Source organism: Pseudomonas frederiksbergensis, assembly GCF_017114915.1.
GTDB classification, from domain to species: domain Bacteria; phylum Pseudomonadota; class Gammaproteobacteria; order Pseudomonadales; family Pseudomonadaceae; genus Aquipseudomonas; species Aquipseudomonas frederiksbergensis_I.
Genome location: NZ_JAAUOE010000001.1, coordinates 113,416 through 126,357, shown reverse-complemented (window position 1 = coordinate 126,357; position 12,942 = coordinate 113,416). Strand labels below are relative to the sequence as shown.

At 61.0% G+C, this 12,942-nt stretch carries 12 protein-coding genes; 5 read left to right on the top strand and 7 right to left on the bottom strand.

The window, feature by feature from the left end; all coding sequences use genetic code 11:
- Positions 1-254: 254 nt before the first annotated feature.
- From leuS to HCU66_RS00635, 5 genes are all read left to right on the top strand, one after another.
- On the top strand, positions 255-2,861 hold the full coding sequence (gene leuS, locus HCU66_RS00655) for a leucine--tRNA ligase (RefSeq protein WP_205886551.1): 2,607 nt from the start codon (positions 255-257) through the stop codon (positions 2,859-2,861).
- A gap of 88 nt (positions 2,862-2,949) precedes the next feature.
- The gene (locus HCU66_RS00650) at positions 2,950-3,555 is read left to right on the top strand and encodes an LPS-assembly lipoprotein LptE (RefSeq protein WP_205886550.1); all 606 of its coding nucleotides are present in this window, start codon (positions 2,950-2,952) and stop codon (positions 3,553-3,555) included.
- Positions 3,556-3,594: 39 nt separating this feature from the next.
- Positions 3,595-4,632 carry a DNA polymerase III subunit delta gene (holA, locus tag HCU66_RS00645; protein ID WP_205886549.1) on the top strand — a complete coding sequence of 346 codons (1,038 nt, stop codon included), beginning with the start codon at positions 3,595-3,597 and terminating at the stop codon, positions 4,630-4,632.
- Positions 4,633-4,818: 186 nt separating this feature from the next.
- Positions 4,819-4,983, top strand: a complete 165-nt coding sequence (gene arfA, locus HCU66_RS00640; protein ID WP_003176285.1) for an alternative ribosome rescue factor ArfA — start codon at positions 4,819-4,821, stop codon at positions 4,981-4,983.
- 62 nt (positions 4,984-5,045) lie between these two features.
- The gene (locus tag HCU66_RS00635) at positions 5,046-6,368 is read left to right on the top strand and encodes a lytic murein transglycosylase (protein WP_205886548.1); all 1,323 of its coding nucleotides are present in this window, start codon (positions 5,046-5,048) and stop codon (positions 6,366-6,368) included.
- A 51-nt stretch (positions 6,369-6,419) separates the two neighbouring features.
- Here HCU66_RS00635 and HCU66_RS00630 read toward each other — a convergent pair whose 3' ends face one another.
- The 7 genes from HCU66_RS00630 to mltB form a co-directional block, all read right to left on the bottom strand.
- Entirely contained in the window at positions 6,420-7,367 is a 948-nt protein-coding gene (locus HCU66_RS00630) for a S66 peptidase family protein (protein WP_205886547.1), read from the bottom strand.
- A gap of 177 nt (positions 7,368-7,544) precedes the next feature.
- Positions 7,545-8,567 (bottom strand): lipoyl synthase, encoded by a 1,023-nt coding sequence (gene lipA, locus HCU66_RS00625; protein WP_420908032.1) that lies wholly within the window; start codon positions 8,565-8,567, stop codon positions 7,545-7,547.
- Position 8,568: 1 nt separating this feature from the next.
- On the bottom strand, positions 8,569-9,216 hold the full coding sequence (gene lipB, locus HCU66_RS00620; protein WP_205886546.1) for a lipoyl(octanoyl) transferase LipB: 648 nt from the start codon (positions 9,214-9,216) through the stop codon (positions 8,569-8,571).
- Positions 9,216-9,491, bottom strand: a complete 276-nt coding sequence (locus tag HCU66_RS00615; RefSeq protein WP_205886545.1) for a DUF493 domain-containing protein — start codon at positions 9,489-9,491, stop codon at positions 9,216-9,218. Before HCU66_RS00615 ends, lipB begins: the two co-directional genes overlap by 1 nt.
- A gap of 80 nt (positions 9,492-9,571) precedes the next feature.
- The gene (locus tag HCU66_RS00610; protein ID WP_205886544.1) at positions 9,572-10,729 is read right to left on the bottom strand and encodes a D-alanyl-D-alanine carboxypeptidase family protein; all 1,158 of its coding nucleotides are present in this window, start codon (positions 10,727-10,729) and stop codon (positions 9,572-9,574) included.
- Between the two features lie 183 nt (positions 10,730-10,912).
- A complete protein-coding gene (locus HCU66_RS00605; RefSeq protein ID WP_205886543.1) occupies positions 10,913-11,923 on the bottom strand; it encodes a septal ring lytic transglycosylase RlpA family protein in 1,011 nt (336 codons plus the stop codon).
- Positions 11,923-12,933, bottom strand: a complete 1,011-nt coding sequence (gene mltB, locus HCU66_RS00600; RefSeq protein WP_205886542.1) for a lytic murein transglycosylase B — start codon at positions 12,931-12,933, stop codon at positions 11,923-11,925. The genes HCU66_RS00605 and mltB overlap by 1 nt, the downstream gene beginning before the upstream one ends.
- Positions 12,934-12,942: the final 9 nt, after the last annotated feature.

The following is a 12,942-nucleotide window of genomic DNA, read 5'->3' as shown; positions in this document are numbered from 1 at the left end:
ACTCCCCTTTTAGAGCTTAGCTTCGCTGAAAAAACCGGCTGAGCGCCGCGACCAACGGCCCTCGAGGTGGGTATTGGCCGCGCCCTTGCGTGTAATCAGGGTTTCCCTCGGTAGAGCGCGGTCATGTATGCTACGGCGCTTCCTGTAACTCCACTTCCAGCTCGCCTGGGCAGCGAAACGCCAATTTGGCGTCATCACCGTCCAGCGTTGCATTGAAGAGGATTAGGCCACCCCTATTCAGTTCAAAAGTAGCCATGCACGAACAATATCAGCCCCGTGAAATCGAAGCCGCCGCCCAGTCGTTCTGGGACGAGCAAAAGTCCTTTGAAGTCAGTGAACAGCCAGGCAAGGAGACCTACTACTGCCTGTCGATGTTCCCTTACCCCAGCGGCAAGCTACACATGGGGCACGTGCGCAACTACACCATCGGCGACGTGATCTCCCGCTACCAGCGCATGCAAGGCAAGAACGTCCTGCAACCCATGGGTTGGGACGCCTTCGGCATGCCGGCGGAAAACGCCGCGATGAAGAACAACGTAGCGCCCGCCAAGTGGACCTACGAAAACATCGCGTACATGAAAAGCCAGCTGCGCAGCCTGGGCCTGGCGGTGGACTGGTCCCGCGAAGTGACCACCTGCAAGCCCGATTACTACCGCTGGGAACAATGGCTGTTCACTCGCCTGTTCGAAAAAGGCGTGATTTACAAGAAAAGCGGCACCGTGAACTGGGACCCGGTCGACCAGACCGTTCTGGCCAACGAGCAAGTGATCGACGGTCGCGGCTGGCGTTCCGGCGCGCTGATCGAGAAGCGCGAAATCCCGATGTACTACTTCAAGATCACCGCTTACGCGGATGAGCTGCTGGAGAGCCTCGACGAACTGACGGGCTGGCCTGAACAGGTCAAGACCATGCAGCGCAACTGGATCGGCAAATCCCGTGGCATGGAAGTACAGTTCCCATACGACGTCGCTTCCATCGGCGAAGCTGGCGCATTGAAAGTCTTCACCACCCGTCCGGACACCCTGATGGGCGCGACCTACGTTGCCGTGGCCGCCGAACACCCTCTGGCTGCCCTGGCCGCGCAGAACAACCCTGAGCTGCAAGCGTTCATCGCTGAATGCAAGGGCGGCAGCGTCGCCGAAGCCGACGTCGCCACTCAAGAGAAAAAAGGCCTGCCGACCTCGCTGTTCGTCGAGCACCCGCTGACCGGTGAGAAACTTCCGGTATGGGTCGCCAACTATGTGCTGATGCACTACGGCGATGGCGCGGTCATGGCGGTTCCGGCCCACGACGAGCGCGATTTCGAGTTCGCCACCAAGTACAACCTGCCGATCAAATCCGTGGTGCGCACCAGCGCAGGTGACACCAATCCGGCCCCCTGGCAGGACGCTTACGGCGAGTACGGCACGCTGATCAACTCCGGCGAGTTCGACGGCCTCGACTTCGCAGGCGCTTTCGACGCCATCGAAGTCGCACTGATCAAGAAAAACCTCGGCGCCTCGCGCACCCAGTTCCGCCTGCGCGACTGGGGCATCAGCCGTCAGCGCTACTGGGGCTGCCCGATTCCGATCATCCACTGCGATAGCTGCGGTGATGTGCCGGTCCCGGAAGATCAACTGCCTGTCGTGCTGCCGGAAGACGTCGTACCGGACGGCGCCGGTTCGCCATTGGCGCGCATGCCCGAGTTCTACGAGTGCAGCTGCCCGAAATGCGGCCAGCCTGCCAAACGTGAAACCGACACCATGGACACCTTCGTCGAGTCGTCGTGGTACTACGCCCGCTACGCCTCGCCGCACTATGAAGGCGGCCTGGTGGAAAAATCGGCGGCCGACCACTGGTTGCCGGTGGATCAGTACATCGGCGGTATCGAACACGCCATTCTTCACCTGCTCTACGCGCGCTTCTTCCACAAGCTGATGCGCGACGAAGGCCTGGTGAGCTCCAACGAGCCGTTCAAAAACCTGCTGACCCAAGGCATGGTGATCGCCGAGACTTACTATCGTCGCGAAGCCAACGGTGCTTACACCTGGTTCAACCCGGCGGACGTCGAACTCGAACGCGACAGCAAGGCCAAGGTCATCAGCGCCAAGCTGATCGCCGACGGCCTGCCGGTGGAAATCGGCGGCACCGAGAAGATGGCCAAGTCAAAGAACAACGGCGTTGACCCGCAGTCGATGATTGACCAGTTCGGCGCAGACACCTGCCGCCTGTTCATGATGTTCGCCTCGCCACCTGACATGAGCGCGGAATGGTCCGACTCCGGCGTCGAAGGATCGCATCGTTTCCTCAAGCGCGTCTGGCGTCTGGCTCAAGCGCACGTGACTCAGGGCCTGCCGGGCAAACTGGATGTCGCCAGCCTGAACGACGAGCAGAAAGCCATTCGCCGTTCGATCCACCAGGCCATCAAGCAGGCCAGCCACGACGTCGGCCAGAACCACAAATTCAACACCGCCATCGCCCAGGTGATGACGCTGATGAACGTGCTGGAAAAAGCCCCGCAAGGCACCGAGCAGGATCGCGCCCTGATTCACGAAGGCCTGGAAACCGTGGTCTTGCTGCTGGCGCCGATCACCCCGCACATCAGCCATGAGCTGTGGCATCGCCTGGGTCACGCCGACCCGGTGATCGACGCCGGTTGGCCGGTGCTGGACGAAAGCGCCCTGGTACAGGACAGCCTGCAACTGGTCATCCAAGTGAATGGCAAGCTGCGCGGCCACATCGAAATGCCGGCCAGCGCCAGCCGCGAAGAAGTCGAAGCCGCCGCACGGGCCAACGAAAACGTCCTGCGCTTCGTCGATGGCCTGACTATTCGCAAAGTGATCGTAGTGCCCGGGAAACTGGTCAATATCGTCGCCAGCTGAATTGGATCGGGCGCCAGACGAGCCTGGCGCCGAGTAAAACCTTTCGGGCCGCTTGACCGGCCCACATGGTTTCAAGGGGAGCAACAAGATGATCAAACGCAATTTGCTGGTGATGGGCCTTGCAGTCCTGCTGAGCGCCTGCGGATTCCAGCTGCGCGGCACCGGCACCACTGAACTGGCGATCAAGGAACTCGACCTGAGCGCCCGCAATGCCTACGGCGAAACCGTGACGCAACTGCGTCAGGTGCTGGAAAGCAGCGGCGTCAAGGTTTACAGCGGTGCGCCTTACAAGCTGCACTTGACTGACGAGCAGGAAAATCAGCGCATTCTCAGCTATGCCGGTGCCGGCCGTACTGGCGAGTACCAGGTGAACACCGTGCTCAATTACGACATCCGTGGTCAGGGTAACCTGCCACTGCTGAGCGACAAGCTTGAAGTGCAGAAGGTGTTCATCCACGACGGCAACAACCTGGTAGGTTCCGACCAGGAAGCCAACGATGCCCGCCGCGAGATTCGTCGTGAACTGGTACAACGCATGATGCTGCGCCTGCAACAGCTGACTCCGACTCAGCTGGAACAGTTGCAACAGACCGCCGACGCCAGGGCCAAGGCTGAAGCCGCCGCGCTGGAAGCGGCGCAGAAGACTGAAGCGCAGACGCCGCGTCAGTCGCCTGTCGAACTGCCGCAGCAGTAAGCCTTACGGGGCGCTCAGGCGCCCCGTTCGCCTCTTCCTATGAAACTCGCCCCCGCTCAACTCGGCAAACACCTGCAAGGCACCCTCGCGCCGGTCTACGTCATCAGTGGCGATGACCCGCTGCTGTGCCAGGAAGCCGCCGACGCCATTCGCGCGGCAGCCCGCCAACAAGGTTTCGATGAACGCCAGGTCTTCGCCGCCGACGCCAGTTTCGACTGGGGTACGCTGCTGCAGGCCGGTGCCAGCATGTCGCTGTTCGCTGAAAAACGCCTTCTGGAACTGCGTCTGCCCTCCGGCAAACCCGGCGACAAAGGCGCCGCCGCGCTCATCGAGTACTGCTCGCGCCCGGCAGAAGACACGCTGCTGTTGATCAGCCTGCCCAAGCTCGATGGCAGTGCGCAGAAAACCAAATGGGGTAAGGCGCTGGTTGAAGGTCCGCAGACCCAGTTCGTGCAGATCTGGCCGGTGGACACTAACCAGTTGCCGAGCTGGATCCGTCAACGACTGTCCCAGGCCGGGCTGTCTGCCAGCCACGACGCCGTTGAATTGATCGCCGCTCGGGTCGAAGGCAACCTGCTGGCGGCCGCCCAGGAAATCGAAAAGCTCAAGCTGATGGCCGAAGGTGGCCAGATCACGGTTGAAACCGTGCAAGCGGCGGTGGCCGACAGCGCGCGCTTCGATGTCTTCGGCTTGACTGACGCGATCCTCAACGGCGAAGCCGCTCACGCCCTGCGCATGCTCGAAGGGCTACGCGGCGAAGGCGTCGAACCGCCGGTGATTCTCTGGGCGCTGGCCCGTGAACTGCGCCTGCTGGCCAACCTGTCGCTGCAATACAGCCAGGGCGTGCCGCTGGACAAAGCCTTCAGCCAGGCCCGGCCGCCGATCTGGGACAAGCGCAAACCGCTGATGAGCAAGGCGCTGCAACGCTACTCGGCGCAACGCTGGGCGCAGTTGCTGCTCGAAGCACAGCGTATCGACGCGCAGATCAAGGGCCAGGCGGCGGGTTCGCCGTGGATGAGTTTGAGCCGGTTGACGTTGTTGATGGCTGGACAAAGGTTGTCGTTGCCTGCCGAGTAGTATTTTTGACCGCATAACGGCCATTCGCGGGCAAGCCTCGCTCCTACAGGTCTCCGATACTCTGTAGGAGCGAGGCTTGCCCGCGAAGACGTCCGAAAGGTCCTACACAATGTGGGGACTAGACAGAATCCCTACTTCGGCAGATTATTCCCCCCGCAAAAACCCACTCACTTGCGAGAAATCGTCATGAGCAAAAAGCCATCGAAGCATGGCCCCAACAAGGCCAAATCCATCATCGCCCAGCCACTGTTCCGCAGCCGTCAGGAACGAGCCGGCAAGGGCAAAGGCAGCTACCGCCGCGAAGCCTTCCAGTCTAATAGCTGGGAGGCTTCTTACTTTCTGGCGGCCTGAAAGGCAAGCCATCGCTCAACATGTTAAGGTCTGCACCTGATTCGTATCCTCTGGACCCGTGCATGCCCCTTTGTCTTTCCCGTCGTTGGCACCTTCGCCAATTGATAGCTGCCTCCAGCCTCGTTCTGCTTGTCGCCTGCGCGGAGAAACCCACCGCCGCCGACGCCCAGCCGCTTCAGACCCGCACCGTTGCGACGGCCCCTGCGATCATTGCGCCGGTGGTTCCGTCCGGTGAAAATCTCGACATCCTGCCCACCCAGACCTTCGCCGAATGGCAGGCGGGTTTTCGCAAAGATGCCCTCGCCGCCGGCATTCGCGCCGAACTGTTCGATCGCGCTTTTGCCAATGTCAGCCTGGACGCCAGCGTGATCCGTGCCGACCGCAGCCAGCCGGAATTCACTCGTCCGGTGTGGGAGTACCTTGATGGCGCGCTGTCACCGCTGCGGGTGCGCAAAGGTCAGGCGCTGGTCATTCAGTACGCCGACATCCTGCAAAGCATCGAACAGCGCTACGGCGTCGACCGTCAGGCACTGGTCGCGGTATGGGGCATGGAGAGTAATTTCGGTCAGTTCCAGGGCAACAAATCGGTGATCAACTCCCTGGCGACCCTGGCTTATGAAGGCCGACGCCCGGGCTTTGCCCATGCGCAACTGATCGCCGCCCTGCAAATCCTGCAACAAGGCGATATCGAACCGGAAAAAATGCTCGGCTCCTGGGCTGGCGCCATGGGCCAGACTCAGTTCATCCCGACTACCTACAACACCCACGCCGTGGATTTTGACGGCGATGGCCGACGCGACATCTGGGGTAGCTCCGCTGACGCGCTGGCCTCGACGGCGCACTACCTGCAAAGCTCGGGCTGGCAGAAAGGCCAGCCCTGGGGCTTTGAAGTACAGCTGCCGAGTGGCTTCAATTACGTCCTGGCCGATGGCGCGATTCGCAAGAGCGTCGCCGAGTGGCAGCAACTGGGGGTCACCCTACCCAATGGTGGCCGGGTTCCGGCCGGTTCCGAACACCTGTCAGCCGCCCTGCTGCTTCCGGCAGGCTATCGCGGCCCGGCGTTCCTGGTCCTCGATAACTTCCGGGCGATCCTCAAGTACAACAACTCTTCGTCCTACGCCTTGGGCGTGAGCCTGTTGTCCGAGCGTTTCAATGGCGGCGGCCTGATCAACGGTCTATGGCCAAAAGATGATTTGCCGCTGAGCCGTACCGAGAGGATCGAGCTGCAAACCCTGCTGAGCGCCCGGAACTACGATGCAGGCACCGCCGACGGCATCATTGGCGCCAATACCCGCAAAGCGATCCGCGCCGCCCAGCAGTTCTTTGGCTGGCCAGCGGATGGTTACCCGACGCACAAGTTACTCGAAGGTTTGCGTAACCGCTAAAAGCAAAAAAAAAATCGCAGCCAAGGCTGCGATTTTTTTTGCGATCTGTTGTTACCTGATCACCACATCCTGCTCCAACACCAACACCTTGTTCCCCGCATCCAGCCTGACCAGCGCCCCCATCGGCAGCGTCAGGTTCGGGTCGCAATGCCCACTGCGCCATCCGGCCAGCACGGGTATCCGCAACGGCGCGAAGGTCTGCTTGAGCAACCCCTCCAGCGCGACCGCGTCCACACCCGCCACATCCCCCACCAGAACCCCACGCAGCTTGTGCAACGTGCCGGCCAGGCGCAGATGAGTCAGCAGCCGGTCAATGCGATACAGCGGCTCGTTGATGTCTTCGATGAACAGGATGGCGCCCTCGGCATCGATCTCGTAAGGCGTGCCCATGGTCGCGGCGATCATCGACAGATTGCCCCCCAGCAAACGCCCGTGAGCGATGCCCGGCGAGAGGGTCGTCAATGGGTAGGCTACCGGATGTGCCAGCACGCTGTCCGCCATTACGTGACCACGCAGCATGTTGAAGAACGCGGACTCCGTGGGTTTTTGTTTGTCACCCAGCAGGTCGGCATTGAGCATCGGGCCGTGAAACGTCACGAAGCCTGCGTAACGGCTGATGGCCAGATGCAGCGCAGTGACGTCGCTGTAGCCGATGAACGGCTTGGCGTTGTTACGCAGCAATTCGAAATCGATGCGATCGAGCAAACGCGGCGTACCGTATCCGCCACGCAGGCAGATGATGGCATCGACCTCACTGTCGGCGAATGCCGCGTGCAAGTCATTGAGCCGCACATCGTCGCTGCCAGCCAGGTAGCCGTCTTTCTCGTAAACACCGGGAAACACACGCAGCGAATAGCCGCGAGCGCGCATCCAGGCAATGGCTTTATCGGTGTCCAGGGCTGCGGGGCCTGCAGGCGCAATCACGCCTATCATCCCTTGTGACGGCAAGGCCGGAACGGGAGCGTGGGGACAAAGGGTGTGGGTCGGTCGAGCAGTCATCCATGATTCTCCCTGTGAACGCTTCAGCACACAGTAGTCAGGAACGGAAATAAACAAAAGAGGGTCAGTCGCACCACGGCTTGCAGGAAAAGACTGAAGTGGATGTGGGCACCGCCAATGAAAACGCCCGCAAGGCCTTCAAAGCCTTGCGGGCGTGTTCTTTTTCTCACAGTGCAATCAGGACGACATCAACTCGGCCTTGACCAGCTTCGCCTGCTCGTCGGCGTGGTACGAGGAACGTACCAGCGGGCCGGACGCGACGTTCTTGAAGCCCATCTTGTAACCTTCCTCGGCAAACCAGGCGAAGGTGTCCGGGTGCACGAAGCGCTGGACCGGCAAGTGGCTGCGGGACGGTTGCAGGTACTGGCCCAGGGTCAGCATGTCGATGTCGTGTTCGCGCATGCGCTTCATGACTTCGATGACTTCTTCGTCGGTTTCGCCCAGGCCCAGCATCAAGCCGGACTTGGTCGGAATGTGCGGCATCATTTGCTTGAAGCGTTGCAGCAGGGTCAGCGACCACTGGTAATCCGACCCCGGACGCGCAGCCTTGTACAGGCGCGGCACGGTTTCCAGGTTGTGGTTGAACACATCCGGCGGCTCGGCGGCGGTGATTTGCAGCGCGATGTCCATGCGGCCACGGTAGTCCGGGACCAGGGTCTCGAGCTGCACGTTCGGCGACAGCTTGCGGATTTCGCGGATACAGTCGGCAAAGTGCTGGGCACCGCCGTCACGCAGGTCGTCGCGGTCTACCGAAGTGATAACCACGTACTTGAGTTTCAGGTCGGCGATGGCAATGGCCAGGCTTTGCGGTTCGTTCACGTCCAATGGCTTCGGACGGCCGTGGCCAACGTCGCAGAACGGGCAGCGACGGGTGCAGATGTCGCCCATGATCATGAAGGTCGCGGTGCCGCCGGAGAAGCACTCGCCCAGGTTCGGGCAGGACGCTTCTTCGCAAACGCTGTGCAGCTTGTGTTTGCGCAGCAGGCTCTTGATGCGGTCGACCTCCGGGGAAACCGGGATGCGCACGCGAATCCAGTCAGGCTTCTTCGGCAGTTCGGTAGTCGGGATGATCTTCACCGGGATGCGTGCAACCTTCTCGGCGCCGCGCAGCTTGACGCCGGCTTCAACCTTGGCACGCGGGGCCGGACGCTCGGTGACATCGAGCGTCGGGATCATGGTTTGCACTGCATCAGTAGTCATATCAGTCGATTCCGCCCGTTAGGGTCGTCTGCTCAGCATAGTCGAGGTGTTTGACGAGCTGCGCGCGCAGCCGGGCACTTACCTCGGCAAATTCAATCGGTCCTGCGTGATCGCGCAGCTGGGTCATCGCCAGCCCGGCGTAGCCGCAGGGATTAATCCGTCGAAACGGTTCCAGGTTCATGTCCACGTTCAGGGCCAGGCCATGAAAGGAACAACCGTGGCGGATCCGCAGACCCAGGGACGCGATTTTCGCGCCGTCGACATAGACACCCGGCGCATCCGGCTTGGCCACCGCGGTCACGCCGTAGCTGGCCAGCAGCTCGATCAGGCATTGCTCCATGCGACTGACCAGGTCACGCACGCCGAACCCCAGCTTGCGGACATCCAGCAACAGGTAGGCCACCAACTGGCCCGGACCGTGGTAAGTCACCTGGCCACCGCGGTCGACCTTCACCACCGGAATATCTCCCGGCAGCAGCAGGTGTTCAGCCTTGCCGGCCTGCCCCTGAGTGAACACCGGCGGGTGTTCCACCAGCCAGATCTCGTCGGCGGCATCGCTGCCCCGCTCGTTGGTGAAGCGTTGCATGGCATGCCAGACCGGCTCGTAAGCCATCTGGCCGAGCTCGCGAAAGCCCAGCGTGCCAGGCATCACAGCACCATGTGCACGAAGCCGGTGGCCCGCAACTCGCTGTTGATGTCGTACAGCTGTTCCTGGCCGGTGGCGATGATGTGCAACTGGATAGTCGTGTACTTGCCGTTGGTACTCTGCCGTTCGGCAAAGGTGTTGTGGTCAACGGTCGCGTGTTTCTCAAGGATCGCGATGATCTTGTCCTTGAAACCCACGCCGGTATCGCCGATTACCTTGATCGGGTAATCCGCGCAGGGAAATTCGATCGTTGGCGCCTTTACTTCGGTGTCTGTCATGACGTAACGGCCTCGTAAGCCGTGGCAACGGACATGTCCCCGCTCTGGATTGGAGCGGGGCCATGCAGGTCCACACTAATTCAGTTGAACAAGCCGTAGAAGAATAGACGGATGCTATCCCACATGCGGCGCAAGATACCACCCTCGTCGACGGCGTCCAGAGCGATCAGGTCGGCGCTGTGCACCACTTTGTCGTCCAGTTTCACTTCGACTTTACCGATCACGTCGCCCTTGGCGATGGGTGCGATCAGTTGCGGGTTCATGGTCATGCTGGCAGCGAGCTTTTTCAGCTGGCCTTTGGGCAGGGTCATGGTCAGGTCTTGAGCCAGGCCGGCCTTGACTTGATTGGTGGTGCCTTTCCAGACAGGTGCCTGAGCCAGCTCGGCGCCTTTCTGATAGAAGGTCTGGGTTTCGAAGAAGCGGAAACCGTAAGTCAGCAGCTTCTGGGTTTCGGCGGCACGGGCCACTTCGCTGTTGGTGCCGAACACCACGGCGATCAGGCGCATGCCATCACGCACGGCCGAAGACACCATGCAGTAGCCGGCTTCGTCGGTATGACCGGTTTTCAGACCGTCGACGGTTTTGTCGCGCCACAGCAGCAGGTTGCGGTTAGGCTGCTTGATCCCGTTCCAGAAGAACTCTTTCTGCGAGTAGATCGCGTAGTGAGCCGGGTCTTCGTGGATGATCGCGCGAGCCAGCACGGCCATGTCGTGAGCCGAGGAGTAGTGCTCCGGGTTCGGCAGGCCGGTCGGGTTCATGAAGTGGGTATTGGTCATGCCCAGGTCAGCAACGGTCTTGTTCATCAGGTCAGCGAACGCGTCCTCGCTGCCGGCGATGTGCTCGGCCAGCGCAACACTGGCGTCGTTGCCCGACTGAATGATGATGCCGTGCAGCAGGTCGCTGACAGTGACTTGCGAGCCGACCTTGATGAACATCCGCGAACCGCCGGTGCGCCAGGCGTTCTCGCTGACGGTCACCGGATCGTTTTCGCCGATCTGGCCCCGACGGATTTCCAGGGTCGCGATGTACGCGGTCATCAGCTTGGTCAGGCTGGCCGGAGGCAGACGCTGGTCACCGTTGTTCTCTACCAGCACGTTGCCGCTGCTGGCGTCCATGAGTACGTAGGCCTTGGCGGCCAATTGCGGTGGCGACGGCATCATCTCGGCCGCGAAAGCCGCGGGCGAGAGGAGCAGCGGGACTAGCAGGCACAGGCGTTTGGCAAAGGTGGTGATGTTCATCCGTCTCTCGAAATCGCTAATGGAAACTGCCCTCGCGGGCAAAACTAATCAGACAGCTTTTCAAAAGCTGTCGCGTGTTCAGTTGCTCACTCTGTAACCCTTGCCGGGCTTTTGTTCTTCAACGAGCCAACAACCCGGTTCGCCCCCCAAACCGCAAACGAACCGTCAATCAAGTACTACGTGTTACTCGGCGCTGACCAGGCTCGGCGAGCCGAGATTGGCCAGTCGCACGCTGTTCTGCACCTGCTGGATTTCACCCGGCGAGCCGATCGGCCCCATGCGAACCCGATGCAGTGTCTGTTGGTTACGCACGATCGAGCTGATGAACACCGGCGCGCTCACCATCCCGCTGAGCTTCGATCTCAGGAGTTCTGCAGCGTCCGGGTTGGCGAACGCGCCCACCTGCAGATACTGGCCAGAGGCTGGTACAGAAGCGTTTTTTTTTGCATCGATCTGCACGGGCACAACGGCCGCGGCATGTTGCTGCGGCGGTGGCGTCCATTGCTCGACGGTGCCGGCCGATGCCGTAATCACCGGGGCGCCATTTTGCGCAATTTTCGGCTCGTTAAGCATTAAAGGTGCCGGACGGCCTTTGGCTGCCCACCATTGCTGCGGGTCGATGCCTTCGACCTTGACCCGCGCCGTGCCGGTTTCAGCGTAGCCGAGCTTCTTGGCGGCCGCGTAGGACAAGTCGATGATGCGGTCAGAGTAGAACGGTCCGCGGTCGTTGACCCGCAGGATCACGGTTTTGTTGTTGTCCAGGTTGGTCACCCGAACGTAACTGGGCAGTGGCAAGGTCTTGTGCGCGGCACTCATGCCGTACAGGTCGTAAACCTCGCCATTGGCGGTGTTCTGGCCGTGGAATTTGGTGCCGTACCAGGACGCCGTGCCCGACGCGACGTAGGTCCTGGATTCCTGCAGCGGGAAGTAAGTCTTGCCCAATACGGTGTACGGGTTGGCTTTGTAAGGACCGCTGTGCAGGGTCGGCGTGGCATCCGGGATGCGCGTTACGTCGACGTCCCACCAGGGTGCGCCATCCTTGTGGGCCCGGTTGATATCCAGGCCGGGGGTCGAACGAACGGCGGTGGAAGACTTTTGAGTCGGCGAGCGGCTGGTCGAGCAACTGGCGACCAGCACCGCCAGCGCGGCGAATGCCATGAGCTTCAGGGGTTTATTCATAGGCAATGCCCGCATTACTTGACGCCCCGTGCTTGGACCAGCTGTTCAGACAGCTGATGTACGGCCATGGCGTACATCACGCTGCGGTTATAACGCGTAATCGCGTAAAAATTCGTCAGGCCCATCCAGTATTCGGGGCCATTGTCACCTTCCAGGCGGAAAGCCGTGACCGGCATATCATCGCGCAGCGCATCATGACTCGACCAGCCCAGCGCCCGCAACTCCCCGACGGTTTTCGTCGGTTCGATGCCTGCGGTCAGCCCTTCGTCCACCTGATCGCCACGCACATCGGCGCGGCTGACCACAGGTTCGCCGGCGACCCAGCCGTGACGCTTGAAATAACTGGCGACGCTGCCGATGGCATCCTCCGGGTTGGTCCAGATATTAATGTGGCCATCACCGTCGAAATCCACCGCATAGGCGCGAAAACTGCTCGGCATGAACTGCGGCAAGCCCATCGCCCCGGCGTAGGAGCCTTTGAGGGTCAACGGGTCGACCTGCTCTTCACGGGCCAGCAGCAGGAATTCACGCAATTCCTTGCGGAAGAATTCGGCACGGGGAGGATAGTCGAAACCCAGGGTCGACAAGGCGTCGACCACCCGATAGTTTCCGGTATTACGGCCGAAAAAGGTCTCGACGCCGATGATCGAGACGATCACTTGCGCTGGCACGCCATATTCCTGCTCGGCACGGGCCAGTACTGCCTCGTGCTGACGCCAGAAGTCCACGCCACGGGCGATGCGCGCATCGGTGATGAACATCGGGCGATATTCTTTCCACTGCTTGACCCGTTCGGCGGGTTTGGAGATCGCGTCCAGAATCGTCTGTTTGCGCTCGGCTTCGCGGAACACGCCCATCAGCTGTTCACCGGCAAAGCCGTAGTCGCGGGTCATTTCACCGACGAACTCGGCCACCTGGGGTGAGCCTTCGTAATCGCCAGCCAACGCTTGCTGCACGCTGCCAAGGATGCTTACCAGGCCGACCCATGGTGCGCATCGAGTCGCCCAGCCACGCATTACTTGCATTGAAATCTT

Coding starts and splice junctions, on each gene's coding strand:
- leuS (WP_205886551.1), top strand. CDS start 255: ATGCACGAACAATATCAGCCCCGTGAAATCGAAGCCGCCGCCCAGTCG.
- HCU66_RS00650 (WP_205886550.1), top strand. CDS start 2,950: ATGATCAAACGCAATTTGCTGGTGATGGGCCTTGCAGTCCTGCTGAGC.
- holA (WP_205886549.1), top strand. CDS start 3,595: ATGAAACTCGCCCCCGCTCAACTCGGCAAACACCTGCAAGGCACCCTC.
- arfA (WP_003176285.1), top strand. CDS start 4,819: ATGAGCAAAAAGCCATCGAAGCATGGCCCCAACAAGGCCAAATCCATC.
- HCU66_RS00635 (WP_205886548.1), top strand. CDS start 5,046: ATGCCCCTTTGTCTTTCCCGTCGTTGGCACCTTCGCCAATTGATAGCT.
- HCU66_RS00630 (WP_205886547.1), bottom strand. CDS start 7,367: ATGACTGCTCGACCGACCCACACCCTTTGTCCCCACGCTCCCGTTCCG.
- lipA (WP_420908032.1), bottom strand. CDS start 8,567: ATGACTACTGATGCAGTGCAAACCATGATCCCGACGCTCGATGTCACC.
- lipB (WP_205886546.1), bottom strand. CDS start 9,216: ATGCCTGGCACGCTGGGCTTTCGCGAGCTCGGCCAGATGGCTTACGAG.
- HCU66_RS00615 (WP_205886545.1), bottom strand. CDS start 9,491: ATGACAGACACCGAAGTAAAGGCGCCAACGATCGAATTTCCCTGCGCG.
- HCU66_RS00610 (WP_205886544.1), bottom strand. CDS start 10,729: ATGAACATCACCACCTTTGCCAAACGCCTGTGCCTGCTAGTCCCGCTG.
- HCU66_RS00605 (WP_205886543.1), bottom strand. CDS start 11,923: ATGCGGGCATTGCCTATGAATAAACCCCTGAAGCTCATGGCATTCGCC.
- mltB (WP_205886542.1), bottom strand. CDS start 12,933: ATGCAAGTAATGCGTGGCTGGGCGACTCGATGCGCACCATGGGTCGGC.